Genomic DNA, 25,182 nt, shown 5'->3' with positions numbered 1-25,182 from the left:
AGCCACCACCACCACGTCATCCACAAAGAACAATGGACCATCACCACGGACTCCGGCGTGCCATGGTTCAAACCCCCACCCCACGTCGACCCCCGCCAAACACCCCGACGCAACCACCACTTCAGACCCACCCGGACATAAATCCGCCCAGACATGAGCCCGTCCAGGGATAAAGTCCGCCCAAATCCGTTGACATGTGACCAAATGGTCACCTATTCTGTATCCATGGACGCCGTCTTCAAGGCACTCTCCGACCCCACCCGCAGGGATCTGCTCGATGAGCTCTTCCGCGAGGATGGGCAGACGCTCAGCGCGCTTGAAGCACGGTTCGACATGACCCGTTTCGGGATCATGAAGCACCTCAAGATTCTTGAGGTGGCCGGGCTGGTTGTGACCCGCCGTCGTGGTCGCGAAAAGCTCCATTACCTGAATCCGGTACCCATCAGGCTCGTCCATGACCGCTGGGTGAGCAAATATGCAGAACCATGGGCCGCTGCGTTGAGCGACCTCAAAACCAGATTGGAAAGTCCCGTGGAAAAGATCTTCGAAATCTACATCAAGACCACTCCTGAGCGGCTTTGGGAAGCCATCACGGACAGCGATACCCGCAGCAAGTACCAGTTCGGCAACACCCACTCTGCGGACTGGACACCGGGCGGGCACTACGAGATGCACAACCCCAAGGCCAACGGAGCGGTCCTCGGCGAAGGCGAAAACGTGGAGGTCGATCCCCCGCGCCGGCTCGTCCAGACCATGCGCGCGCTCTGGGGCGAGGACGTCAAAGCCGAGGGCACATCGCGCGTCACCTGGGAGATCGAACCGGTGGGCGACTCCTGCCACCTGACCGTCACCCACAGCGACCTTCGCGAAGGCGGCAACGACCAGATCTACGGCGGTTGGCCGATGATCCTCTCTGGCCTCAAGACCTGGCTGGAAACCGGCGAGGTCCTCACGACTCCGGGTTCGCTGATGTATTTGTGAGGGTCGACGGCGGCGCGCCCGCCGCTTTTAAGACCTGCCCGCCGCTTTTAGGCGCTGGCGGCCGGAACAAGGGCCGCGTTGAGATACTCCAAGTGCGCCAGTGTCGGGGCAGTCGCGTTCGCCGCGTATTCCGGGTGCTTGGTGAGGAACTTCTTGATGAAAGGGCACACCGGCACGACCCCGAGTCCCTCGCTCACTGTCTCCTTCAGCGCCACTGCGGCGAGCCTGCCCGCCAGCCCCTGTCCGCCGAACTCCTCGTTGATCACGGTGTGGTAGAAGATCCGCTGCGGGGACCCGCCGTCGTCGTACGCTTTGTACGCGGCCTTCCCGATCACGTGGCCATCAGCGAGCACTTCAAATCGCTCGCGGTCAACGTTGTGGCGGAAGGTGGCATCGGTCATCGCTAGCTCCTTGGTTGGGTCCTCTTGACCTGCCTAACCTCGGAGCCTGGGCTCTTTGTTCCCAAGTCTTCTCCAAGTCCACATTTGGACTTGGAGAAAACTTGGAGAATGGCTAAGCCGTGACGATGTCGCGCGTGGCGTGGTCGTACGTGAAGGTGACCTTGCCGCCGTCGTGCTTTAGCTCGTGGTTGGCACCATCACGCGCGCCGAACGCGCCGTAGTTCTCGTCCCACGAGCGGTTCAGCGCGATCTTGTAGGTGTAGAAACCGGCAGGCAGCGTGGCGGCGAGGGTCCAAACCTTACGACGGGAGTTGAACTTCATCTGTACCTCGTCGTACTGCGGCGCCCAATCCTCCGGGGCTCCGAGAATCGTGTTGAAGTCACCAGCGATCGCGACGGCGGACGGCTGCTCGAGCTTCTCGACGGCGGCAGCCGCCTTGGGTGCGGCAGCTTTCTTGGACGCTGTCTTGGCGGCCGACGCCTTCGTTGCGACGGCTTTGGCGGCCGGCGCCTTCTCTACGGCAGGCGCCTTTTCAGCGGCGGGTGCCTTTTCCACGGCCGGCGCCTTCTTGGCCGCGGGCTTCCTGGCAGCGGCCTTCTTGACGGGGGCCGTCGGAAGCGGCGTGTCTGCCGGGACGGGGGTGCCATCAGTCAGCGCTGTGACGAACTCGTCGGGCTTGGCGAAAGCGACGGTGGCGCGAAGGCCGTCGTCGGTGATGGTCCAGCCCGAACGGCCCTTGACCAGCCAGCCGGCCTTGACCAGCTTCGCGGTCTCCGTCGTCAGGTTCTTGTGGCCGCGCGGAATTCCTCCGCTGAGCAGCTCGCTCTCTCGCGCGTCCAGTGGGACGCGGACAATCGCCTCAGCCAGGATCTCGCCGGCATTCAACGACTGCTCGGACCATGTTCCCTCAGCCAAGACGTCCAGGACGGTCTTGAGACGGACACTGCTTTTTTCGACGGTGGACATAGCCACTGGGTCTCCTTCAACGGCGGACATTCCTTCAGCAGTCTGCCAATGTTCTGTAAATTCTGGCGACTGTTCTAGGTAAACACCGTGTGTCGTGACCCACTATTACGTCCAAACAGCCGCAAGTGATGGAGGGGTCTCGGATACCCGTCGGTAGCTAACGGTTGGAGTACCCTCAATGGTCCCTGGAGCCAGGGAAGCGAGCGGCCCCGCCGGCGGCTCAGCTTCAGTTAGGGACGTCCGGGTCCTCGGGCGGTATGAAAATGGCCTCGATGGGTTGGGCGAATAGCCGGGAGATGCGGAAGGCCAGGGGCAACGCGGGGTCGTAGCGGCCTGTTTCCAGCGCGTTTACTGTCTGTCGTGAAACGCCCAGCTGGTCAGCGAGTGCGCCTTGAGTCCAGCCCCTGCCCTCCCGCAGTGTCTTGAGATTGTTTTTCATCGACGTCCAACAACGGTTCCGGTGATAATCCAACCAAGCATTCCCGCGCCGTAGATGATCCATCCGACTCCAGGGACCCTGAACCCCGCAATCTCCAGGAATGCCATTGTCACTGACGCGATCATCGACACGGCGAATCCGCCCCCGAGGCCCTGCAGCAGGAGGAGTCGCTGATATTCGTCGATCCGCCGCACATGGCGCAGGACGGCCCGCACAATCCAGAGCGCGGGAATAACCGGGAGGACAGCCCAGACGAATCGCCATGGGCTGTTGCCGTCCAGACCTCCCCAGAGCAACACGCCGGTCAGCACCACCGCGTAGGCGGCCATCCCCGGCCAGAATTCCAGTTGATATGCGCGGGAGACAGCACGGTCTCCGTCGCTACGATCCTTGCTGTCAAGCTTCCTTGTCATAGCTCCTATTTTGAGCCGGCTTCCCCGTGGCTGTCAAGGACGCTTGTCATGCCAGTGTCGCGCACTTATAGTGCTTTGTGCCTTTCTGCTGTCGCGCGAGAATCTGAGTTACGCGTTCTGACGACAAGTGCGGCGATCGCCAGGGCGGCACCGACGAAGAGGACGATCGTGAACAAGGTGACGAGCGGACTCGGTCGCACGATCGACTCACCGGACAGCGCTTGGCCGGTGACGACGGCGAGTACTCCGACGTAGAGCGCAATGACCACCCAGATGATCCCGCGGCGGGTGGTCGGCCGCCGGAGGACGCGGGATTTTCTCGCAAGGATTTCCAGTGCGATCTCGACGAGCGGGATGATCTGGAGGGCGTGCATGCCTATGAAGTGGGGAATACGCAGATCTCCGGCGACCGTGCTCCATCCCAGGATAGGGAGGCCAGGTCCGCCATCGGGAATCCCGACCGTGTGGGCGCCGGCGATTCCTTGGAAGTCGCTCAGCTGCTGAGGCGTCGGACTCGTCATCAGGAACGCCAGCGCCATCCCGATGAGCGCGACGACAAAGCCTGCCCGGATTGCGAGGGATCGGGCGATATCGCCGAGGTCTTGGCGGAAGAGCATGACGACTACGGGGAGCGCGGCTGCCCACACAATCACGATCGAGACTGCCATCACGCCCCAGATCGCAGCGTGGAACGGTGTCGAGACGTTGAAGTGGCTTGTCGTTCCGGCGATCACGGCACCAACGATGACCACAATTTCTACGAGGAGGAAGACGGCTGCTACGGTACCGGCCCACCAAGCGAAGCGTTGCCCGCGTTTCAGGAGCCCGATCAACCAGGACAGGGTGAGTGTGTAAACGCAGATCGAGATCGCGAACTTGAGCGGTTTCGCCCAGATCGGAGCGCCGGTCAGGATGCGCGAATCTACGAAAAGGCCGACCACGCTGACGATTGCGAGAGCGGCCATGGCGATTGACAGCCAGAGCAGCGGTCTGTGCCAGCCGACCGCTCGGAGGGGAGGGTTCGTCTCTACTTCCGGTTGGGATTGTGGTTTTGTCATGATCGGTCCTCGACTGTTTCCGCGGAGTTTTCGGGGGTGAGCGGCGTACTGAAGCGAAGTGACGAGACGTGCTCTTGGGCCGCGCGCCGCAGGGCGGCGAAAAGCGCATCGCCTAGGACGGTTCCGATGACCACGGTCTCCGCCTGTGCCTCGCGGCCGTGTCGCGTCTCGAGCTCATCGACGTCGGCTTCCGCGGCCAGGAGTGCCGCTTCGGCATAGCGTTTGAACCAACCGCGCTCGTCATGCTGCCCGACCGCTTCGAACGCCGTCAGAACGCGTGCGGCGGCGAGGCGGCCCGGGTTCGTGGAGTGGTAGTGCCATCCAGAGAGGAGCTCGTCGATGCGGGAGAGAGCAGCGGGATCAAGACTCGATTGGTCCAGTTCATCGGATACGGTCTGCTGCGCGATCTCGAACGTCTCTGCTAGCGGCTTATCGGAGTCAATGGCTTCGATAACGCGCTGGCTCGCTGCAACGGTGAGGCCACCGACCTCAATGAGTCCGCGGATGAGACGCAGCCGTTGTACATGGGCGTCGCCGTAGTCGGCCTGGTTGGGTAGCGAACGTTCGCCGCCCTGCAGTAGTCCAGCGCGAATGTAGAACTTGATCGTTGCAACCGGCACCCCGGTTGCCTCGCTGAGTTTGGCCATCTTCATACGGATAGCCTAACTCTCGGATAGTGTTAATATCCATAATTTGAAGAGAGATTTATGGCCTGTTCTGCGGGGCAGATCCCAAGCAGCCCGGAGCGCCTACTCCCCCGAGGCTTTCTCCCACTCCGAAACCTCGGCCAACAGCTCAGCCTTCCGAGCCTCGTCCGCGAACGATGAACGCACCGAGTTCGCGGCCAGGCGGGCCCGGTCCCCAACAGACAAGCCGTGCACGGCGACAAGTTGCGCGAAGTTGTCCTCCACGTAGCCGCCAAAGTAGGCGGGATCGTCCGAGTTCACGCTGACATTCAGCCCAGCGGCCAACATCGCAGGCAAAGGGTGATCGGCCAGGGTATCAACGGCACGCAGCCGGACGTTGGACAGGGGGCACACGGTCAACGGAACCTGCTCAGCCACCAACCGTTCCACCAGGGCCGCATCTTCCATGCAGCGGATGCCGTGGTCAATCCTCTCGGCACCGAGCAGGTCAAGGGCCTCGTAAATATACGAAGCGGGGCCTTCCTCGCCGGCGTGCGCGATCCGTCGCAGGCCGGCTTCCGCCGCGCGGCGGTAGAGGCGTTCGAACTTCGACGGCGGATTGCCCACCTCTGCCGAATCCAGGCCAATGCCGGCGATCGGCGCCTTCATGGCAATGAGCTCCTCCAGAACCTCCAGCGCAGATTCCTCGGACAAGTCCCTCAGGAAGGCGGCAATCAGGAGCGTCGAGACGCCGAACTCCTCCACCGACGTCGCGAGTGCGGATGCCACACCGTTCACGCACGTCTCCAGGGAGACCCCACGGGAGATGTGCGCCTGCGGATCCATCATGACCTCCACGTGCCGCACGCCACCGGCCGCGGCGCGTGCCAAGTAAGCCCTGGTCATGTCCGCAAAATCCTGCTCGGTGCGCAATACGGCCATGTTCGCGTAGTACAGATCCAGGAACGACTGCAGATCCGTGAACTCGTACCGTGCGCGCAGCTCGTCCAAATCCACGTACGGAAGCTCAATCCCGTTCCGTTCCGCGAGCGCGAAAATCAGCTCGGGCTGAAGCGTCCCCTCGATGTGCAGGTGCAGTTCGGCAACCGGAGGTGCCGCCGTCGTCGTCGATTCGCCAAAAGTTTCCACTCGACAAGAGTAGGACGAATACCCGATGCACCCCATCTGAACGCCCGCCAAGCGGGGTTCAGGGCAGAAAGCGATTGATTCTGCGCAGGAGGGGCCCGAATACCGGATGGCGTTGCCAACGACGGGCCATCACTGCGTTCCGAGTGCGGTCAACCATCCCCAGAACCGCACTGGCGGGCCAGTTTCCGGCACGGGTCTCCCGCCGACGCGCGGCGCTCCGGAGCGAAACTGTGCATGACAGGCATACCCCCGCCTCCGGATGTGCTCCAAGGCGGACGAGTTGCGCCTCAGGGTACTCCGAGCCGCAGCACCAGCACGCAAAACCGCGCTGTCCTTCATCACCGAATTCCGGCGGGGCTTCCATGGGACAAGTATCACTTGCCTGGGTGACACCGGCGCATACTGATCTTATGACCGGCTCCTTTGTCACGGCATGGCTCTTCGCGCTGGTCTTGGTCGTGTGCCTCGGCATCTGGGCATACAGCGTGGTGGACTTTGGCGAGACAGACGAACGGGACATGCGTACCTTTACCAAAGAGGTGTGGGGCGTCATCCTGATTTTCGGATGCGTCTTCGGCGGAATTGCCTGGCTCGTGGGCGGAAGGCCCCACCCGCCGGGCGTCCGACGGCGATCTTCAGGGCACCGATAGCACCGCCGAGGGGAAGACCACACCGCGTCAACTTGGATCTGCGCCCTTCGGCCCCCAAACTGAAAGGATGCAGACCTTCCTCCCGTTCCCCGATTTCAAGCAAAGTGCTGCCGTCTTGGACACCGCAAGGCTAGGCAAGCAGCGTGTCGAAGCACTGCAGATCCTCCGCGCACTGGTGATCCCCGAGTTCGGCCGGCCTTCCCACCCCGCTATCCGCATGTGGATGGGCTACGTTCCCGCGCTCACTCTCTACGGCCTGGCCATGGTGGACGAATGGGTCGCCCGAGGCAATCCGGACAACACCCGCGCCAGCATCACCGAGTTCGCACCCCAGGCAGCCCACCCGGACTATGCCTCCAAAATTCCGATGCCGCCATGGCTGGGCGACGCCGATTTCCACCTGAGCCACCGCTCCAAGTTGCTCCAGAAAGAGCCCCGCTTCTACGCCGATCTCTTCCCGGACACTCCGAACGACCTCGAGTACCTTTGGCCCGAGCCCCGGCACGAGTTCATTCCCGAAGACCCCTACGACGACTTCATCTGGGTGCTTCGTGCCCCGGTGGGCGACGTTGAACCCGAGAAGATCGACAAGGTAGGGATGCCGGCAGCAGGCAAGGCCAAGGCCGCCAACAGCGATGGCGACGGCTACCAGTTCGTCTATGCTTCGGAAACGTCCCGCCGCCCGGGCAAGACCGCCCGCAAGGCCCCGAAGCAACTGGTGAAGAAACCCACCCGCAACCGCCAGCGCCAGGACGAGGCCTTCCGCACGCTCCCCGGCAACACGCCTGTCCTCGTCCCCATCGAGGGCGGCGCCAAGTTTGCCTTGGGCAAGATCCACGGACGCCCGATCACCCTGGAAGACGGCCGTTTCGGTCGCAACTTCGAGGTCGACAAGGTCATCGACCGCACGGACTTCGACTACCCGGCCCTGTTGCAGGATCCGCGGGCGTTCTTCCCGATCCCGGCGCTGTAGCGTCAAGCTAAACGCGAACGACGGCGGCGCTTCGGTTCCTGACAAAAGGAACCGAAGCGCCGCCGTCGTTTAACCGTTCCCGGCTACTTGTCCTGCCGGCGGACAAGCGCCCGGATAACCAAGATCTCGTAGGCCACCAAGGCGACGACCCAAATGTAGTCAAACCAGCGGGCGTCGAATCGAACGAGCAGGGCCAGCAGCCCAAGTGCTGCACCCAGCTGGGTCGTGATGATGGCCAACCACGGCGTGGTTTTCACCTTATCCATTTCTCTCCCCTTTGAGTTGTGGCAAGTGAGTGACCATCGTAAGTGCATTTGTTAGAGGAAAGTTGCGACTAGGTGCTAATTGTGCAGAATTGAGTGTTGTTCTGCGGCAAAATGAGTGCCGGCGCAGGCCGTCCCTAACGCAACTAACTCGCAGTAGGTGTCGTTCTCAGGCCTCAAAACGACACCTACTGCGAGTCAGTTGGGCACCTCGCCCCACAGCGCCCAATCCTCCGGCCGCACCGAAGGCCGCCCCAGCAGGTAGCCCTGGCCGGCCGTCATCCCGAGCCTGGCGACGGCGGTCAACTCAGCTTCAGTTTCTATCCCCTCTGCGATCAAGACTGCGCCGATCTCCTTGGCGAAGCCGACCATGGCAGCTCCCAAGGCGCGCTGGCCTGGATCCGTGTCGATGCCGGCGATGATGTCCCTGTCGAGCTTGATCACATCGGGCTTGAGCAAAAGAACGTGGCGCATGGAGGCGAAGCCGGCGCCCGCGTCATCAACGGCGACCCTCAGGCCGCCGCGACGCAACGGCGCAAGCGCGGCTGCGAGGGGACCGTAATCGACGACGGGGTGGCGTTCTGTCACTTCAAGCACGATCCGGCCGAACGAAATGCCGGAGTCCGTGAGGATATCGGGCAGCCTCGCGTCAAGGCATACCCTCGGTGAGAGATTTACCGAAATAGACAATGTGGGTGGCAGCCGGACCGCGGCCGCGAGTGCGGTCTCGAGTGCAAGGATCTCAAGCTCACCATCCAGCCCGACCGCGGCGGACTCAACGAACCACGCCTCCGGCGAAATGCCGGGGAAGCTCGGGAAGCGGGTCAAGGCTTCGGCTCCAATGACCGAGCCTGATTCCAAGAAACGGACCGGCTGGAACGCAGTCAGCAAGGAACGGGCAGCCAGCATCGCCTCGATACGGCGCTTGATCTCCCCGGCAGCGAGCCTGTCCGCCGTCCCGGGTTCAAGGGGCCTGCTGGTTCCCTCGAAACCGCAGGGTCGCCCGGCGGCATCGCGGAGCGACCTTCCCGACACGTCAACCACGAACCTGCTGCCGTCCTTGTGGCGGCACACAGCGCGGAGCCCGGCCCAGCCGGCGGCTGCGTCCTGGCTGGGCGTCATTGCTTGCAGGGCGTCCGCCAGATCGTCAGGATCGATGATCAAGCTGAAATGCCTGCCCAGCAGTTCGGAAGGCTCGTACCCGGTGAGTTCCACTCCTGCCGGGCTGGAGAAGGTGAATCGCCCGTCAGGTCCTAGGGCCCACAACCACTCTCGGCTGGTGGTCAGCACCGTATCCATCAAGCGGGTGGTCCGGGACGCGTCAGCCCGCTCCCGGAGCTGCTGACGCACCAAAGAGAACGACGCATAGACCACAACGGGAATCACCAGCAAGGAAAGAACATCCGGAATCCAGACCGGCCAGCCCCATGCTTCCCAAGGTTCATCGCGAAGAACGAAGGGAAGGCCGACCGCCAAGGCAACGCTGGCCTCCATGACGATGATGACAAACAGCCACCATCTGGTCTTGGACGCCCGAATGCTCTCCCTCGGCCCGCGCGTTCGAAACATGGCCCCCCCTGGCACAAGCTAACGCTGCTGATCTCCTACATGATGCCACTCATGCTTGGAGAACTGGCAGCATTATTTCGAAATCATCAACCGTCGAGTGCTCGCGCCAGGCTCGCTGGGGCTTTGATTATTTCCCTAGCCCGGCCCGGCGGAGCGCTTCCGCCATGGCCGTGTTGACCGGCGCCTGAGGAGCCGCCTTCGCAGGAACCGCCTTGCGACCAGGCACCGCTTTCGCGCCCTGTCCAGCCTGCGGCGCCGGGCGCCGCTCGCCTCGCTCGCCGCCACGCCCCTCGCCGCCACGCCCCTCGCCGCGCTCGCCCCCACGCGAGCCGCGGTCACGCCCGCCGCCCCGCGAACCGGACCCGCCCGTGGTGCCGGGTTCGTCGTCGAGCCTTAGGGTGAGCGAAATCCGCTTCCGCTCCGGATCCGCCTCCAGGACCTTCACGCGCACCACTTGCCCGGATTTCACGATCTCCCGGGGATCGGACACGAACTTGTTGGACAGCGCGGACACGTGGACCAGGCCGTCCTGGTGCACTCCGACATCCACGAACGCCCCGAACGCCGCCACATTGGTGACGGTGCCTTCCAAGATCATGCCGGGCTTGAGGTCGGAAATCTTCTCGATACCCTCGGAGAACGTCGCTGCGGCGAATGCCGGGCGGGGGTCGCGGCCGGGCTTTTCGAGCTCGGACATGATGTCGCGCACGGTGGGCAGGCCGAACGTCCCATCCACGAAAGCCTGCGGGTCGAGCGAAGACACAGCAGCTCCATGCGCAGCAGCCACGATCTTCCTCGCCACGGAATACGCTTCCGGGTGGACGCTGGACGCGTCGAGCGGTTCCGCTCCCCCGGTGATCCGCAGGAAGCCAGCGCACTGCTCAAACGCCTTCGCGCCCAGCCGCGGCACCTTCTTGAGGTCGGCTCGCCTGGCGAACGGCCCGTTCTCGTTGCGGTACGCCACAATGTTCTCGCTCAGGAGCGGCCCAACGCCGGCCACCCGGGCCAGCAGCGCGGGCGACGCCGTGTTCACGTCCACGCCCACCGCATTCACGCAGTCTTCGACGACGGCGTCCAGCGAACGGTCCAGCTTCGCCGCCGTGACATCGTGCTGGTACTGCCCCACGCCGATCGACTTCGGTTCGATCTTCACCAATTCTGCCAACGGATCCTGCAAGCGTCGGGCGATCGAAACGGCTCCGCGCAAGGAAACGTCCATACCGGGCAGTTCCGCGGACGCAAGCGCAGACGCCGAATACACGGAGGCACCGGCCTCGGACACCACGAGTTTCTGCAACGTCGGACCACCGGATGCTGCCAGCGACTTGATGAGCTGAACGGCGAGCTTGTCCGTTTCGCGCGACGCCGTGCCGTTGCCGATCGCGACGAGCTCGACGCCGTGCTTCCGCGCCAAACGCTCCAACGTCACCAACGCCTCGTCCCACTTCTTTGCTGGGGCGTGGGGATAGACGGTATCGGTGGCGACGACTTTGCCAGTGCCATCGACGACGGCCACTTTCACGCCCGTGCGCAGTCCCGGGTCCAGGCCCAGCGTGGCGCGGTTTCCGGCAGGGGCTGAAAGAAGGACATCGCGCAGGTTGGCGGCGAAAACGCGAACGGCCTCGTCCTCGGCCTGCGCGAACATCCGGCCACGGAGGTCGTTGCTCAGGCGGTCCAGGATGCGCGAGCGCCAAGCGATCTGTGCGGTCTGGACGAGCCACGAATCGGCGGGCCGGCCGCGCTCGGCGACCCCGAGGCACTTGGCCACAGCATTCTCGTACCGGCCGCGCGCGGCGGCCAGCGCGTCGTCGTCGGCTGGTTCTGCCTCGGCGAGATCAAGCTCAAGGACGCCGTCGTTCTCGCCGCGCAAGAGCGCGAGCACGCGGTGGCCGGGCATGCCGGAAGGCACTTGGGTGAACTCGAAATAGTCCTTGAACTTCTGCCCCTCGACTTCCTGGCCCTTCTTCACGCGTGAAACCATCCGCCCTTGCGTCCACAACCGCTCGCGCAGCGTTTCGGCGAGATCGGGGTCCTGGGAGACCCGCTCCACGAGGATCGAGCGGGCGCCGGCGAGCGCAGCGGAAGCATCGTCAATGGAGTGCTCGGCGTTGAGGTATTTGGCGGCCTCACGCTCAGGATCGAGCTGCGGGTTCGCGAGAAGCGCCTCGGCGAGCGGCTCAAGGCCGGCTTCGCGGGCGATCTGCGCTTTGGTGCGGCGCTTGGACTTGAAGGGCAGGTAAATGTCTTCGAGCCGGGACTTGGTATCGGCGCCGACGACGGCGGCCTCCAGTTCCGGAGTCAGCTTGCCTTGCGCGGCAATCGCCTCAAGGACCGTTCGACGGCGGTCCTCCAGGTCCCGCAGGTACCGGAGCCGTTCCTCGAGCTCGCGCAACTGGGTGTCATCGAGCGTCCCGGTGACTTCCTTGCGGTACCGGGCGATGAACGGGACGGTGGATCCGGCGTCGAGCAATTCAACCGCGGCCTTGACCTGCCAGGCCTTCACACCGAGCTCTTCGGCGATCAGGGCGTGGATGGCGGCGTCTGCTGACTGGTGCCGTGCTGACTGGTGCTGGGGAAGTTGGGTCACCATGACATTTTGCCTTACGGGTTTGCCCTACCTAAAGACGGCGCCTCGTGCTGTAGTGGAAAGAGTGCTGTAGTGGAAAGAGCCGCCGTTGATCCGGTCAGGAATGCTACTCAAGGAAGAGGCGCATCATGCAAGAACTGCTCATCATCCTGCAGGACGGCTTTGACGCTGATGACGTTGAAGTCACCGTCAACCACAAAGAGGCCCACCACGAGCGCGACGTATCCACCAGGGAGATGCTGGGAATGGCTGCGGAGATCTCCGTGGAGTTGCCTGCGAAGGGATCCACTGTGGGCGTCGAGGTCACCAGCCGTCAGCTCAGCGCAAGCAAGAAGCTCCACGGAAAAGCAAAGAGCCTGCTGGTTTCCATCGAGGATGGGGAACTGGTGATGCGTGAAGGCACCGGGCGGGAAGCGTTTCTCTAGCTGTGTTCTAGGTGACTGACCGCAAGGCTGGGCCGCAAGGCTGGGCCACATGTCTTGGCCCGCGCACGGAAGCGCCACGGCCGGCGGGCCGTGACGCTTATGGGTGCGAAAGTTGCGGTTAGCCCAGTTGCGCCATGGGAGTCTTGGCGGAGATGTGCTCCACCAATTCGCCTACGCGGTCCTCGGCGTAGTTGCGGGCGATGTCGCCCTGGCTGATGATGCCCACCAACTTGTGGTCGGTGATGACCGGAAGGCGCCGGACCTGGTGCTTCTCCATCAGGTCGATGGCGGCGTCAATGCTGGCATCGGCATCGATCCAGATCGGCGTGCCCTGGGCGAGATCCGCCGCGGTCAGCCGGTCAACATCCAATCCCTCGGAAACGCACTTGACCACAATGTCGCGGTCAGTGATGAATCCTTTGAGTTTTCCATCGCTGCCGCAGATCGGCAGGGAACCGACGTCCAGGTCGCGCATCAGGACAGCCGCGTCACGCAGCGACTGGTCTTCCTTGACGCACTGGGCATTGGTGGTCATGAATTCGCGCACAACACTCATGAGTCCTCCTTGATCGATTGGGTATCGACGCGGACCCCCCGGCACCGACGCCGATGCTGTCAGCCTACGCTTGGGGTTTGGCTGTGGCCAGATGCTGTTTGCTCCCGCTGGATTACTCGGCGATGTCCTCGGCCCACAGTTCCGGATTCTCTTCCTGGAAGGTGCGCATCATGTCCACGCACCGCTGGTCATCGAGGACCACCACCTCCACGCCCCGGGACCGCAGCAGCTCGAATTCGCCGCCGAACGTGCGGGCCTCACCCACCACCACGCGCGGGATCTTGAACTGGATGATGGTGCCCGTGCACATGGCACACGGCGCGAGGGTCGTATAGAGGGTTGTGTCCCGGTAGCTCTTCTGCCGGCCGGCTGCGCGGAGGGCCGACATTTCCCCGTGCGCGATGGGATCGCCGTTCTGGACGCGTTCGTTGTGCCCACTCGCGATCACCACCCCACCACGGGCGAGCGATGCGCCGATGGGAATTCCGCCTTCGCTGAGGCTCTTCCGGGCTGCCTGGTACGCGGCTTCGAAGGCGGGATCTAGTGAGGCTTGGACGTCAGACTGGGTCATTCGGAGCCTGCTTTCCGGGAGGTGGGGATCTTCCGCTACTTGTTCTATAACTTATATAATAAAGACGGAGGTGGAAGAGATGATCCTCAACGTAGACCTGGCCAGCGACGTGCCGATCTACCAGCAGCTTCGGGACCAGATCGTGGAGGCGATCGCCGACGGCGTGCTGGCCGAAGGCAGCTCGTTGCCGGCCACCAGGACCCTCGCTGCGGACTTCGGGATCAATTTCCACACCGTGAACAAAGCCTACGACCTGTTGCGCCAGCAGGGCCTGATCCAGCTCAACCGCAAGACCGGCGCGGTGGTGACCCCGACGGTCGCGGACCCGCCGTTCGGCGCGGAGTGGGCCGCGAGGGCACGCACCCTGCTGGCCGAGGCCGTCGCCAGGGGACTACCGGCCGACGAGGTTCTCAAGTCCTGCCGGTCGATACTCGATTCATTTGGAACCACGCAACCAGAGGACATGCCATGATCGTTGCCATCGTCGTGAGCTCCGCGTTGTCAGCACTGGTGCTCGCCATCGCCCTGGTGCTGCCCTCGATCAACAGCCCGACCGTGCCTTTCGGGGTCCGGGTACCGGCCGAGCGTGCCGACGACCCGGCTGTGGTCAGGCAGACCCGCATCTACCGATGGAGGGTTCTCCTCAGCGGGATCGTAGCCGCCGTGCTCGGCAGCGTCACCTATGGCGTGACCGGGGAAACGTTGCTATTGCCGCTCGCGGTGGTGGTGCTCGTCGGCGTCTGGTACGGCTGCTTCTTCCTCGCCAATCACGAGATCCGGACCGCCAAGGCCGCCGGGGGCTGGTACAAGGGCGTGCACCAAGGCATCGCGGTGGATACCGAACTGCGGACCGACCCACCGCGGTTTCCCTGGCTCTGGCTGGCGCCGGCGTTGATCATCACGCTCGCCACGGTGGTGATCGGCGTGATCATCTACCCGTCGATGCCCGAGGTGCTCAACGTGCACTACACCGCGAAGGGCATGCCCAACCGCTTGGCCGCCAAATCGGTCGGAACCGCCTTCTCACTGGTGTTCGTGCAGATCGGAGTGACCGCCCTGCTCGTGGGTATCGCGGCCGCCATTGTCTTCCGCAGCCGGCCCGACATCGACCCCGCGCACCCCGTAGGTTCCGCGCGCTGGCACCGCCGGTATATGTCATTGGGCGCCAAGGCATTGCTCGGACTGGTCGCGATGATCGACCTGGGGATGCTGGGATCCTCGCTGCTGATGTGGACCGGCACGGTCACACCGTGGGCGCCGATGGTGGTGGTGCTCCCGATCCTGGCCGCCGTCGCGGTAGCCGTCGTTGTCTTGGCCAGGAACAACCGCGAGCGGGACCTGGGCGAGGAGGACACCGGTCTGACCCATCGGGAGGACGACAAATACTGGCGGGGCGGCTTGTTCTACATCAACCGCGAAGACCACGCGCTGATGGTTCCGCGCCGCTTCGGTCTGGGATGGGCCCTCAACTTCGGCAATCCCCGGGCAGCGATGCTCCTGGCCGGCATAGTCGCGCTGATCGGCCTGCTGATCACCCTCCGTTTCGGCGGCTGACTCCCCATCGCGCTGACCCCACTGCCAGGCTGCCTTACTGTCGGACCGCACTGATAGCTTGGCATCATCAGCTCAACGGTCTGGGGGCACGGTGTTTTTTCTCGATTCAGTCGATCTCGATTCAATAGATACAGGGCAAGCGCAGGACTTGGTGTTTTCCGCCAGCGACCTCGTGACGGCCTCCACCTGCGAGTACCAGTTGCTGCGCAAGTTGGACGAGAAGCTGGGCCGCTCACAGAAGCCGGCCTTCGACGTCGACGAAATGCTGGAACGGACCGCCGCTCTGGGCGACGTTCACGAGCATAGGGTGCTGGACCGATTCGTGGCCGAGTTCGGGTGGTGGAACCCCTCCGCGGGCACGGGAGTGTACGACGTCGTTCCCGCCCAAGCGATGGACCGCACCACCCTGCAAGCCAAGCATGCGGAATCCATCGAGGCGTTGCGATCCGGCGCGGATGTGGTCTTCCAGGCAGCATTCTTCGACGGTCAGTTCCACGGACGGTCCGATTTCCTGGTCAAGCAGCCGGACGGCAGCTACGCGGTTTACGACACCAAGCTCGCCCGCCACGCCAAGGTCACGGCGCTACTGCAACTGGCGGCCTATGGCGAGCAGCTACTCAAGGCGGGAATTACCCCGGCCCCGGATCTGACACTTGTCCTTGGGGCTACCATTCAGCGGGACGCTGGCGGTTTCGACTACGTGCATAGCGACCACCGGCTCGCCGATGTCCTGCCGGTGTTCCGTGAACGCCGGGACCGCTTCCTCGCCTTGACGGAAGTGCACCAATCGCGGACGGAGCCTATCCAATGGGGCGCGCCCGGAGTCACCGCATGCGGTCGCTGCGACTACTGCAAAGAACAAGTACGCCTCCACCGGGATCTGCTGATGGTGGCGGGGATGAGAATCACCCGGCGCAAGAAGCTCAGGGAAAACGGCATTCTCACCATCGACGCCCTCGCCGAGATGCCCGACGCCGCGGATTCCGCCACACGGCGCCTGCAGGAACAAGCCCGACTGCAAACTGGAACAGCCACACCCGATGGCAGCGTCGACTACACCGACAAGACCGGCACGGCGAAGAGCATCAGCTACTCCGTTCTGGAGTTCAACTCCTTGGCCTGGCTCCCCCGTCCCGACGCTGGAGACATCTTCTTTGACTTCGAGGGAGACCCCCTGTGGCAGGACCCGGTAACCGGCCGCTGGGGATTGGAGTACTTGTTCGGGGTTGTCGAAAATCCGACGGAGCCAGGCGGATCTCCCGTGTTCAAGCCGTTCTGGGCACACTCCCGGGCTGAGGAACGGCAGGCGTTCATCGATTTCCTCGACTACGTGGAAGAACGCCGGATGAAGTATCCGGACATGCGGATCTACCACTACGCCGCCTACGAGAAAACCGCGCTGCGCAATCTGTCGGTCATCCACACCGTGGGCGAAGCCGCCGTGGACAACCTCCTGCGCGAAGGCGTGCTGGTGGACCTCTACGACACCGTGCGGCACAGCATCCGCATCTCGGAAGACTCCTACAGCATCAAGAAACTCGAACCCCTGTATATGGGAAAGCACTTGCGTTCGGGCGAGGTGACCGACGCCGGAGCCTCCGTAGTTGCCTACGCCAACTACTGCACTGCCCGGGACGCAGACCGCGAGGATGAAGCGGCAGCAATCCTGGCTGGAATCTCCGACTACAACGAATACGACTGCCTCTCCACCCTGGAACTGCGGAATTGGCTGCTGGGTCTGGCAGCGGAGCGCTCCATTGACCCCGGTCTTCCGGCTGCTTCGGGACCCGAGCTACCCGCGGAGACCGAGCCGGACAAGTACCAGGCCGCGCCCGAGGAAACAGCCCTCCTCGACTACCTTGAGGAATTGCCGGACGATTCCCTCCGATCCGATGACAACCGGGCTGTGGCCTTGGTGGCGGCCGCTGTCGGCTTTCACCGGCGCGAGGATAAGCAATTCTGGTGGGGACACTTCGACCGCCTGGACCGGCCAGTCTCCGAGTGGGAGGACACCAGGGACTGCTTCATCGTGGAAGGCGGCGAAGTGCTGGAGGACTGGGCCAAGCCGACTCCCCGCAGCAACCCGGCACGGAAGGTCCGGCTGTTTGGCCACGCTGCCGACGGCTCCGGATTCGCGCCCGGTAAAAAGTACTTCCGGATGTACGAGCCTCCGCTCCCTGATGCTTTCCTTGGCAAGAACGAAAGCACTCTCGGCAGATCGGGAATGTCCGGCACGGAGGTGATCGAGGTTGGTGATCCCGACGACCTTGATGATGGAAGCACGCTTTCGGGACCCGACCACGCCGTCTCAGACGTCGTGACCATTTCGGAGCGATTGCCCAGAGGTGCCGACGAATACCCGCAGCTTCCCATGGCCTTGACGCCCGATGCTCCAGTCAACACGGACGGGCAAAGGAAGGCCTTGAGCGAACTGGCCATCAAGGTGCATTCCAGTCTGCCGTCGTGGCCCAAGGATCCGGCGTTGGACCTGTTGCGCCGCGTCCCTCCGAGGCTGGCCACGCTTCCGGAACTGCCCGCCGTCGGGTCCGGCGACGATGCATATGTGGACGCCATCACCGCCGCCGTGTCGGATCTGGACCAGTCATACCTAGCTGTCCAAGGTCCGCCGGGAACGGGCAAGACTTATGTTGGCTCGCACGTTGTCGCGCGGCTGGTGCGTGCGGGCTGGAAGGTAGGGGTTGTTGCGCAGTCCCATGCCGTCGTGGAGAACATGCTCCACGCCGCGGTGAAGGCCGGCGTGGACACGGATGTCATTGCCAAGGAAATGAAGCACGATGACCCCGTCCCGTGGAACCAGCAGACGAAGGACGACATTGCCCTCCTCTTGGGATCCCCCGGCGGCTGCTTGATCGGCGGGACGGCGTGGACCATGACGGGCCGGACCGTTCCTTCGGGATCCCTGGACTTGCTGGTTATTGACGAAGCCGGTCAGTTCTCGCTCGCCAACACCCTCGCCGTGAGCCGGGCAACGAGGAGGCTGCTGCTCCTCGGCGATCCGCAGCAACTTCCCCAAGTCACCCAGGGCAAGCACCCGGAACCGGTCGACGAGTCTGCACTCGGCTGGCTGGCCCACGGCCTGCATACGCTGCCCGCGGAGCTCGGCTACTTCCTGGCGACCTCGTGGCGCATGCACCCGGATTTGTGCGCCGCGGTGTCGGAATTGTCCTACGATGGTCGGCTGCATTCAGCACCAGCTGCTTCCAGGCGACGGCTCTCCGGAGTTCCGGCCGGCGTCGAATGCGTTTACGTGCCGCACGGCGGTAATTCCACGCAGTCTCCCGAAGAAGCGGTGGAGGTAGTCCGGCAGGTCAGGTCGCACCTTGGCCTGGCTTGGCTGGACCCTCGGGAGTTGCCTGAGTCATCGGCCGAGCGGCCGCTGACCGAAAAGGACATCCTGGTGGTGGCGGCCTATAACGCCCAAGTCCAGCTCATCCAGCACGAACTGAGGGCGGCCGGACTTCGCGGCGTGCGGGTCGGGACCGTGGACAAGTTCCAAGGCCAGGAAGCTCCCGTGGTGATCGTCTCCATGGCCGCGTCCGCTGCCGCCGAGGTACCGCGCGGCATGGAGTTTCTGCTCTCGCGCAACCGGATCAATGTGGCGGTGTCGCGCGGTCAGTGGCGGGCCGTCGTCGTGCGCTCACCGGAGCTGACCAACTACCTGCCTACCCAACCGGAAGGGCTGGCGCAGTTGGGCGGTTTTGTGGGACTGTGCCAGCGCAGCGCCCCCAACTGACTCGCATTTAATGTCGTTATGAGGGCTGAAAACGACAACTACTGCGAGTCAGTTGGGCAACCCGAGCGCCTCGTCCAGGACTGCCCCGAAGTTCGCGGGGTCGTGGGCGAAGCGGCCTAGGAAAAGTCCGGACACGCCCCGCAGTTCAGGCAGGAGCCCCGGTTTGGCCGAGCCGCCGTAAATGATCGGCAGCTCGGCGAGGCCATGTTCGGCGAGGGAGGCCCGCAGCTGGGATACGACGTCGGACACGTAAGCTGCGCCGGCCGGCTCGGCCGCGCCGATGGCCCACACCGGTTCGTAGGCAATAACCATGCGGGCCGCCGTCGCCCAGTCGCCTCGGACGGCGGCCGAGATCTGCCGGAACACGAACGACGCCGACACCGTCGGATCGGCGACGGCCTCCTCTCCGACGCACAGCAGCGGGGTCAACCCTGCATCCACCGCGGCCCGGACCTTCAATGCGACCACGGCGTCGTCCTCGGCGAAGTGCCGGCGTCGTTCCGCGTGTCCTATCTCCACGAGCCGCACACCAAGCTCCGCCAGCAACGACGGGGACACTTCGCCCGTCCACGGGCCGTCAGCCCAACCGCAGTTCTGCGCGCCAAGGAGCATCGTAGAACCTTCCAGTATCCGGGCCGCTGCGGGCAGCATAGGGAAGGACGGGATCACAAACGGGACCACCCGCCCGGCCACAAGGGCCGGACGGGCGTCCACTTCATTTCGCAGTTGCTCCAGCCAAGACATGCTCTGCTGGTAGCCCAGGTACATCTTGGTGCTGACCCCGATGTACATGGGCTACTTGCCCAGGAGATCGTCGGCCTTGTTCCTGAATGCCCGGGTGCCATACATCATGGCGGCCGCCAGGAAGGGAAGGACGCCCAGCGCATAGACCCCGGCCGATCCGGTGGGGTCTGCCGTGGCGCTGTTGACTGCGGTCCGCAGGATCGGAGCTACGAAACCGCCCAGGTTGCCCAGCGAGTTGATCAGGCCGATGCCCGCCGCGGCTGCGGAACCGGCAAGGAACGCCGTGGGGTAGGCCCAGACAACCGGCCCGACGGCGAGGAAGCTGCATACCGCGAGGGTGATGAAGATGAGCCCGAGCACCGGCTGATGGTTGGTGCCGGCCCACGCCGAACCGAGGATGCACACACCCGTGGACAGGAACAGCACCGTCCCGAACATGCGACGCTTGGCGACAGTGTTGGCCGCCCGGCCGATCAGGTAGCAGGAGAAGATGCCGAAGAACCACGGAACCGCAATCAGCAGGCCGACGGCGAGGCCCACCTTCTGTCCGGTCAGCGACGAAACTTGCTGCGGGAGGAAGAAGGTGACGCCGTAAACGGCGATCTGCAGGCAGAAGTAGATCAGGGTGAAGTACCAGACACGGCCGTTGCGCATCGCTGCGAACACACCCCGCGGACCAGTTTCATCCTTGACTGTGTCTTCCTGCGCCATGATCTCCTGGAGCGCGAACTTCTCGTCGACGTTGAGGAACTTGGCCTTCTCCGGGCCGTTGATCAGGAAGAAGAAGGCAGCAACACCAGCGAGGACGGCCAGGATGCCCTCGGTGAAGAACATGACCTGCCAGCCGCTGACGCCGGGAATCTGGTCGCCGATGTTGATGAGCCAGCCCGAGAGCGGGTTGCCGATCATCTGGGAGAACGGCTGGGCGAGGTAGAAAATCGCGAACATCTGCACGCGCACCTTGTTCGGGAACCACTCGGCCAGGTACATGATGACGCCCGGGAACAGGCCCGCCTCGGTCACGCCGAGCAGGAACCGCAGGATCACGAAGGACGTCTCACCTTGCACGAAGGCAAAGCAAGCGGAGACGATGCCCCAAGTGATCGCGATGCGGGCAAGCCAGATCTTGGCGCCGACCTTCTTGAGCAGCAGGTTGCTGGGGATTTCAAAGATCGCGTAACCGATGAAGAAAATGCCGGCACCGAGCGCGAACGCCCCGGCCGAGACGCCTTTGTCCGCGCCGAGGGCGGCTTCAGCGAAACCGACGTTGGTGCGGTCGAGGAAGGAGACCACATAGAGGATGACCAGCATCGGCATGAGCCGGGTGGCAGCCTTCCGGATCGCCGATTTCAGGACCGGCGAATCCAGCATCTCCTTCGTGGATGAAGTGGCAAGGGACATCGAAACTCCTCGTTGAGTAACCAGGGTTGAGTAATCAGGGTTGAGCAATCAGTGTTGAGTAGTCAGGTTTCAGGTATTCCGGATTAGTGCATGTACAAGCCGCCGTCGACATTCAGCGTCTGGCCCGAGATGTAGCCGGAGTCCTCGCTGATGAGGAAGGCGATGGCGGCGGCGATGTCCCGGGTGGAGCCCACGCGGTTCACCACGAGGTCCTTGGTGAGTTCGTCCTTGCGTTCCTGGCTGAGGGTCCCGCCCATGATGTCTGTGTCGATGGGACCGGGAGAAATGGCGTTGACGGTGATGTCGTATTCCCCCAGTTCGCGGGCGGTGGCGCGGGTCAGCCCGATGACCCCGGCCTTGGCCACCGAGTACGGAGTCTTGGAGAACGTGCCGCCGCCGCGCTGTGCGGAAACCGAGGAGATGTTCACGATGCGTCCGATCCGGTTCTTGACCATGGATTCGGCCACGCGACGGGTGGCGTAGTGGACGCCGTTGAGGTTGATGTTCAGGACGCGGTTCCATTCGGCGGGCTCGAGTTCCAGGTACGGAATCGGTGAGCTGACGCCGGCAACGTTGGCCAGGGCGACGATCTGCGGCAACTCGGATTCAAGTATGTCGATCGCCGAGCGAACGGATGCTTCATCGGCCACGTTTGCGCCGACGCCGTGCGCTTGGACTCCGAACCGCTCGGCGATTTCCTTGGCGGCCGCCTTGCAGAGGGCATCGTCGAGGTCGATGATGCCGATGTTCCAGCCCTGGGCGGCCAGGTAATTGACGGTTGCCCGGCCGATGCCGCGCTCGGAAACGGCGCCGGTGACGATCGCGGTGCGTTCTGCGGGGAAGGTGCTCATGGGGATTCTCCTGTGAAAGATGGGGCTAGTTGATGGGTGCCGGGCCAAGCTCATCAATGAGTTTCTGCATGGCCACGTAGGCCTTGTTTCGGTAGGCGATGAGTTCGGGCGTGCGTTCCGCCGGGACGTTGAGGAAGCCTGCGCCGGTCTTGGTCCCGAGCTTTCCCGCCGCCACGAGGTCGCTCAGGATCTTCGGCGTCGCGAAGCGCTCCGGGAAACCGGTCTGCAGGGACTTGTAGCAGAAGTTGTAGACGTCCAGTCCTGCCATGTCCGCGATCGCGAATGGACCAAAGAACGGCAAGCGGAAGCCGAAGGTCGTACGGACCAGGGTGTCGACGTCGTCGGCTGTTGCGATCCCCTGCTCCACCAGCTGCGCGGCCTCGTGAAAAAGCGCGTACTGCAGCCGGTTGAGCACGAACCCGGTGACGTCCTTGACGACGGCGGTTTGCTTGCCGGCCGCGTGGACCAGTTCGCGGGACGCAGCCACGGTCTCGGCAGTGGTGCCAGCGTGGGGAATGATCTCGACGCCGGGAATGAACGGGGACGGGTTGGAGAAGTGCACGCCGAGGAATCGCTCCGGGCCAACGACCGCCTCGGCGAGATCGCCGATGGAGATGGTTGAGGTGTTGGAGCCGATCAGGGCGTCAGGACGTGCGGCGGCGCTGATGCGGGCCAGGGTCTGGTGCTTGATATCGAGGACCTCGGGGACGGCTTCTTCGATGAAATCGGCGTCAGCCACCGCCTCTTCGATGTCCTTCGCGGCCCACAGATTGGCCTTCAGGATTGCCGTGGACCCTTCCGGGAAGAGCCCCGCGGCCACGAATTCGTCGGACTCGACGAGCAGGCGGTCGTAGTTCTTCTGCGCGATTTCCGCGGATACATCCGCCAACGCCACGCGCGCCCCGCCGAGGGCCAGGACCTGCGCGATCCCGCCGCCCATATAGCCGGAGCCGACGACGGCGATCTTCCGGGCCGCCGTCGTGCCCGCGGGGGTCTTCTGGGTTTCAGTCATGTCACACTGCCTTTGTGTAATCGGGCTCGTAGGAGCAAATGGCGTCCACCTTGGCGGCGGAAGAAGATGTTTCGTCGAAGTGGTGGCCCAGCCATTCGCCCACCAGCTTCTTGGCCAGTTCCAAGCCAATCACCCGCTGGCCCATCGTCAGGACCTGGGCGTTGTTGCTCAGGACCGATCGCTCCACTGAGTAGCTGTCGTGCGCGGTGACGGCCCGGATCCCGGGGACTTTGTTGGCCGCGATGGCCACTCCCAGGCCCGTGCCGCAGATCAACAGGGCACGATCCGCTTCGCCCCCGGCGACTTTCCGCGCCGCCTCCACGGCAACGTGCGGGTAGGCCGTGGAGTCGTTGGTCCCGACGCCAACGTCGGTTACGGACGCCACCCGGGGATCGGCTTCAAGCAGCGCCATAAGCGCCTGCTTGTATTCGACGCCGGCTTCGTCATTGCCGACGACAATCCGCCAGCCCTCTGAGGTAGTCATGCTTGAACTCCGTTTCGTGCCGGGGGCGCCAGCTGTGAACCGCCCAGTTGTGAATCGATATGTTGTGAGATCCTCGCCGTGATCAGCCCGAAGGAGACCGCGCCAGGATCAGGGTGGCCCAGGCTCTTCTCCGCGAGCGGACGGGCCCGGCCCTTGAGCGGACGCAAACGCGCCGTCTCAGCCGCCGCGGACTCGGCCGCCGCAGCAGCTGCCGCCAGCGCCCGATCAACCGGAGCTCCGGCGTCGAACTCTGTGAGGAACGCATCCCGGAACGGCAGCAGCGCGTCCACCATGGTCTTGTCGCCAGGTTCGGCTTTGCCGAGCTCCGTGATCGCGTCCACAAAGCCAGTGACAGCGCCCGCCGCGTCCTCGCCCGAGTAGCCCGCCTTGTTGCCGAGCGCCTGTCCGGCTGCGATGATCGCCGAGCCCCACAGAGCGCCCGAGGTACCGCCGGCGCGTTCGCTCCAGGCCTCCCCCGCCGCGGTCAGGATCCGCCCCACCGAGGCTCCGCTTTCCGTCTCGGCGGCGGCGAAGGCCGCTTCAACGCCGCGTCGCATGCCGATGCCATGGTCGCCGTCGCCGGCAATCGCATCCAGCTTGCCGAGTTCTTCTTCATGCTCGACGACCACGTCCCGCACCTGGGCGAGCACTGCCACGGCCTGCCGGCCAAGTTCGGCAGCAGCCTCGGTGGGCTGCTCGACGTCGGACTCGTCCACTGCAGTGACGCTCGCTTGGTTGCGAGGCGGGCGGGGCGCAAGGTTGCCTTTGCGGTACGCCGGGGTGTCCGCGGGTGCCGCCCAATACTGCTCGAGTTCGTCGTCCAACCACAGCAGCGTGAGCGAAAGACCGGACATGTCCAGGCTTGTCACGAGCTCGCCGCACTCGGGTTCGACGACGGTAAGGCCCGCTCCGCTGAGGAGCTTCTCGATCTTGCCGAAGAGCAGGAAGAGTTCGTCGTACTTGACCGTGCCGAGGCCGTTGACGATGGCCACCACGCGGTTCCCGGCGTCGTCGGGTTTGTCCTTGAGGAGCTTGGAAACGAGCAGTTCGGCGAGCTCGGAAGCGGTGGGCATTTTGTGCTCGGAGATGCCAGGCTCGCCGTGGATGCCCAGGCCGAGGGACATTTGGCCGGCCGGAACGTGGAACAGCGGATCCGAGGCGCCCGGGAGGGTGCAACCGTCGAAGGCCACCCCCAGCGAGCGCGTGCGGTAGTTCGTCTTGATGGCCAAGCGCTCGACGGCGTCAAGGTCCAGTCCCGCTTCGGCCGCGGCGCCGGCGATCTTGAAGACCGTGAGGTCCCCCGCGATTCCGCGCCGCTTCTCGATCTGGTCCAGGGGTGCGCTGGCGATGTCGTCGGTAACGGTCACTGTGCGGGTCTCGATGCCTTCGGCGTTGAGCCGCAACTGGGCCTGGCCGAAGTGCAGCACGTCGCCGGCGTAGTTGCCATAGCTGAGCAAGACTCCGCCGCCGGCGTTGGCTGCCTTGGCCACGCGGTAGACCTGGCCGGCAGCCGGGGAGGCGAACATGTTGCCGCACGCCGAGGCGGTTGCCAGTCCGGGACCGACCAGTCCGGCGAAAGCAGGGTAGTGTCCCGAGCCGCCGCCCACCACGAGGGCGACCTGTCCGGCGGGGACTTCGGTGGACCGGACCACTCCGCCGTCCACGCGGGCTACGTATCCGCGGTTCGCGGCGACGAATCCGTCCAGTGCATCGTCCGCGAAGTCCGCGGGGTTGTCGAAAATCCTTGTCATGGT

25 protein-coding genes and 1 pseudogene are annotated in these 25,182 nt (G+C 64.0%); 8 read left to right on the top strand and 18 right to left on the bottom strand.

Going from position 1 to position 25,182, the window contains the following annotated elements; genetic code table 11:
* Both NFJ07_RS22845 and NFJ07_RS22840 read left to right on the top strand, forming a co-directional pair.
* Nucleotides 1-141: pseudogene (locus tag NFJ07_RS22845) on the top strand (DUF222 domain-containing protein); the annotation flags it as partial.
* Between the two features lie 84 nt (nt 142-225).
* A complete protein-coding gene (locus NFJ07_RS22840; protein ID WP_269998073.1) occupies nt 226-981 on the top strand; it encodes an ArsR/SmtB family transcription factor in 756 nt (251 codons plus the stop codon).
* Nucleotides 982-1,028: 47 nt separating this feature from the next.
* On the opposite strand, the gene NFJ07_RS22835 is transcribed toward NFJ07_RS22840, so the two are convergent.
* From NFJ07_RS22835 to NFJ07_RS22805, 7 genes are all read right to left on the bottom strand, one after another.
* Nucleotides 1,029-1,382: a GNAT family N-acetyltransferase gene (locus tag NFJ07_RS22835; RefSeq protein ID WP_269998072.1), complete on the bottom strand. Its 354-nt coding sequence runs from the start codon at nt 1,380-1,382 to the stop codon at nt 1,029-1,031.
* Between the two features lie 112 nt (nt 1,383-1,494).
* Nucleotides 1,495-2,355 (bottom strand): pullulanase X25 domain-containing protein, encoded by an 861-nt coding sequence (locus NFJ07_RS22830; protein ID WP_269998070.1) that lies wholly within the window; start codon nt 2,353-2,355, stop codon nt 1,495-1,497.
* A gap of 220 nt (nt 2,356-2,575) precedes the next feature.
* Nucleotides 2,576-2,788: a helix-turn-helix transcriptional regulator gene (locus NFJ07_RS22825; protein WP_269998069.1), complete on the bottom strand. Its 213-nt coding sequence runs from the start codon at nt 2,786-2,788 to the stop codon at nt 2,576-2,578.
* The gene (locus tag NFJ07_RS22820) at nt 2,785-3,201 is read right to left on the bottom strand and encodes a hypothetical protein (RefSeq protein WP_269998067.1); all 417 of its coding nucleotides are present in this window, start codon (nt 3,199-3,201) and stop codon (nt 2,785-2,787) included. The genes NFJ07_RS22825 and NFJ07_RS22820 overlap by 4 nt, the downstream gene beginning before the upstream one ends.
* 65 nt (nt 3,202-3,266) lie before the next feature.
* Nucleotides 3,267-4,259 carry a hypothetical protein gene (locus tag NFJ07_RS22815; RefSeq protein ID WP_269998065.1) on the bottom strand — a complete coding sequence of 331 codons (993 nt, stop codon included), beginning with the start codon at nt 4,257-4,259 and terminating at the stop codon, nt 3,267-3,269.
* On the bottom strand, nt 4,256-4,912 hold the full coding sequence (locus NFJ07_RS22810) for a MerR family transcriptional regulator (RefSeq protein ID WP_269998063.1): 657 nt from the start codon (nt 4,910-4,912) through the stop codon (nt 4,256-4,258). Before NFJ07_RS22810 ends, NFJ07_RS22815 begins: the two co-directional genes overlap by 4 nt.
* A 96-nt stretch (nt 4,913-5,008) precedes the next feature.
* Nucleotides 5,009-6,034, bottom strand: coding sequence for an adenosine deaminase (locus NFJ07_RS22805; RefSeq protein ID WP_269998062.1), 1,026 nt, complete (start codon nt 6,032-6,034; stop codon nt 5,009-5,011).
* Between the two features lie 410 nt (nt 6,035-6,444).
* On the opposite strand from NFJ07_RS22805, the gene NFJ07_RS22800 reads away from it, so the two are divergent.
* Both NFJ07_RS22800 and NFJ07_RS22795 read left to right on the top strand, forming a co-directional pair.
* Nucleotides 6,445-6,684, top strand: a complete 240-nt coding sequence (locus NFJ07_RS22800; protein WP_269998061.1) for a hypothetical protein — start codon at nt 6,445-6,447, stop codon at nt 6,682-6,684.
* A 67-nt stretch (nt 6,685-6,751) separates the two neighbouring features.
* Nucleotides 6,752-7,657: an MSMEG_6728 family protein gene (locus NFJ07_RS22795; RefSeq protein ID WP_269998059.1), complete on the top strand. Its 906-nt coding sequence runs from the start codon at nt 6,752-6,754 to the stop codon at nt 7,655-7,657.
* Between the two features lie 83 nt (nt 7,658-7,740).
* Here NFJ07_RS22795 and NFJ07_RS22790 read toward each other — a convergent pair whose 3' ends face one another.
* From NFJ07_RS22790 to NFJ07_RS22780, 3 genes are all read right to left on the bottom strand, one after another.
* Nucleotides 7,741-7,923, bottom strand: coding sequence for a hypothetical protein (locus NFJ07_RS22790; protein ID WP_269998057.1), 183 nt, complete (start codon nt 7,921-7,923; stop codon nt 7,741-7,743).
* 195 nt (nt 7,924-8,118) lie between these two features.
* A complete protein-coding gene (locus NFJ07_RS22785; protein ID WP_269998055.1) occupies nt 8,119-9,489 on the bottom strand; it encodes a sensor domain-containing phosphodiesterase in 1,371 nt (456 codons plus the stop codon).
* Between the two features lie 127 nt (nt 9,490-9,616).
* Nucleotides 9,617-12,079 carry a Tex family protein gene (locus tag NFJ07_RS22780; protein WP_269998053.1) on the bottom strand — a complete coding sequence of 821 codons (2,463 nt, stop codon included), beginning with the start codon at nt 12,077-12,079 and terminating at the stop codon, nt 9,617-9,619.
* A gap of 125 nt (nt 12,080-12,204) precedes the next feature.
* Here NFJ07_RS22780 and NFJ07_RS22775 point away from each other — a divergent pair, with 125 nt between their 5' ends.
* Entirely contained in the window at nt 12,205-12,501 is a 297-nt protein-coding gene (locus tag NFJ07_RS22775) for a hypothetical protein (RefSeq protein ID WP_269998052.1), read from the top strand.
* A 118-nt stretch (nt 12,502-12,619) separates the two neighbouring features.
* On the opposite strand, the gene NFJ07_RS22770 is transcribed toward NFJ07_RS22775, so the two are convergent.
* On the bottom strand, nt 12,620-13,057 hold the full coding sequence (locus NFJ07_RS22770; protein ID WP_269998051.1) for a CBS domain-containing protein: 438 nt from the start codon (nt 13,055-13,057) through the stop codon (nt 12,620-12,622).
* Nucleotides 13,058-13,169: 112 nt separating this feature from the next.
* Complete coding sequence (locus NFJ07_RS22765; RefSeq protein WP_269998050.1) at nt 13,170-13,628, bottom strand: nucleoside deaminase; 459 nt, start codon at nt 13,626-13,628, stop codon at nt 13,170-13,172.
* A gap of 79 nt (nt 13,629-13,707) precedes the next feature.
* Here NFJ07_RS22765 and NFJ07_RS22760 point away from each other — a divergent pair, with 79 nt between their 5' ends.
* The 3 genes from NFJ07_RS22760 (at nt 13,708) to NFJ07_RS22750 (ending at nt 18,936) form a co-directional block, all read left to right on the top strand.
* The gene (locus tag NFJ07_RS22760) at nt 13,708-14,100 is read left to right on the top strand and encodes a GntR family transcriptional regulator (RefSeq protein WP_269998049.1); all 393 of its coding nucleotides are present in this window, start codon (nt 13,708-13,710) and stop codon (nt 14,098-14,100) included.
* Nucleotides 14,097-15,182, top strand: coding sequence for a DUF1648 domain-containing protein (locus tag NFJ07_RS22755; protein WP_269998047.1), 1,086 nt, complete (start codon nt 14,097-14,099; stop codon nt 15,180-15,182). The genes NFJ07_RS22760 and NFJ07_RS22755 overlap by 4 nt, the downstream gene beginning before the upstream one ends.
* A 91-nt stretch (nt 15,183-15,273) precedes the next feature.
* Nucleotides 15,274-18,936, top strand: a complete 3,663-nt coding sequence (locus tag NFJ07_RS22750) for a TM0106 family RecB-like putative nuclease (RefSeq protein WP_442865386.1) — start codon at nt 15,274-15,276, stop codon at nt 18,934-18,936.
* 48 nt (nt 18,937-18,984) lie between these two features.
* Here NFJ07_RS22750 and NFJ07_RS22745 read toward each other — a convergent pair whose 3' ends face one another.
* The 6 genes from NFJ07_RS22745 to dhaL form a co-directional block, all read right to left on the bottom strand.
* The gene (locus NFJ07_RS22745) at nt 18,985-19,728 is read right to left on the bottom strand and encodes a triose-phosphate isomerase family protein (protein WP_269998045.1); all 744 of its coding nucleotides are present in this window, start codon (nt 19,726-19,728) and stop codon (nt 18,985-18,987) included.
* A gap of 3 nt (nt 19,729-19,731) precedes the next feature.
* Nucleotides 19,732-21,081 carry an MFS transporter gene (locus tag NFJ07_RS22740; protein ID WP_269998044.1) on the bottom strand — a complete coding sequence of 450 codons (1,350 nt, stop codon included), beginning with the start codon at nt 21,079-21,081 and terminating at the stop codon, nt 19,732-19,734.
* An 83-nt stretch (nt 21,082-21,164) separates the two neighbouring features.
* Nucleotides 21,165-21,932, bottom strand: a complete 768-nt coding sequence (locus NFJ07_RS22735) for an SDR family NAD(P)-dependent oxidoreductase (protein WP_269998043.1) — start codon at nt 21,930-21,932, stop codon at nt 21,165-21,167.
* 25 nt (nt 21,933-21,957) lie between these two features.
* Nucleotides 21,958-22,944 carry a 3-hydroxyacyl-CoA dehydrogenase family protein gene (locus tag NFJ07_RS22730; RefSeq protein WP_269998041.1) on the bottom strand — a complete coding sequence of 329 codons (987 nt, stop codon included), beginning with the start codon at nt 22,942-22,944 and terminating at the stop codon, nt 21,958-21,960.
* Between the two features lies 1 nt (nt 22,945).
* Entirely contained in the window at nt 22,946-23,428 is a 483-nt protein-coding gene (locus tag NFJ07_RS22725; protein ID WP_269998039.1) for a ribose-5-phosphate isomerase, read from the bottom strand.
* A complete protein-coding gene (dhaL, locus tag NFJ07_RS22720) occupies nt 23,425-25,179 on the bottom strand; it encodes a dihydroxyacetone kinase subunit DhaL (protein WP_269998037.1) in 1,755 nt (584 codons plus the stop codon). Before dhaL ends, NFJ07_RS22725 begins: the two co-directional genes overlap by 4 nt.
* Nucleotides 25,180-25,182: the final 3 nt, after the last annotated feature.

This window comes from Arthrobacter sp. B2a2-09, from assembly GCF_027587375.1.
GTDB lineage: Bacteria > Actinomycetota > Actinomycetes > Actinomycetales > Micrococcaceae > Arthrobacter.
Note: the sequence above shows the minus strand (reverse complement) of the source record. Positions and strands in the feature narration are given on the sequence as shown.